Origin of the sequence: Arthrobacter sp. SIMBA_036 (genome assembly GCF_046535135.1) — a bacterium.
GTDB lineage: Bacteria > Actinomycetota > Actinomycetes > Actinomycetales > Micrococcaceae > Arthrobacter.
Window position 1 is genome coordinate 1 of sequence record NZ_JAWRXG010000376.1, and the last position, 248, is coordinate 248.

1 protein-coding gene is annotated in these 248 nt (G+C 56.0%); it reads left to right on the forward strand.

From position 1 onward, the window contains the following. Positions 1 to 248 (forward strand): hypothetical protein (locus tag SB659_RS20220; protein ID WP_410551721.1); only part of this gene is annotated, 248 nt, incomplete at both ends.

The window sequence follows — 248 nt, forward strand, 5'->3', positions numbered from 1 at the left end:
GTACCAGCGGATTAACAGCGGAGTATGCGCGGAAAAGTTCAACTGCCAAGTCGGCATGCTCCCCGGCTATCGCGCCTGCAAACCGAATGGCAAACAGGTGAAGACTTCTTTTTTTCGCTTTCTCCGCACGGAGAAGAAGAGCGTGCCAAGTATTGATGATATCTGGCCGCGCGGCGACAATGGCAGTCATACCTGCGGCAGTAAGGTCGGTCACGACCAGACGCGCGTCGGCATTCGTGAGTTCCCTG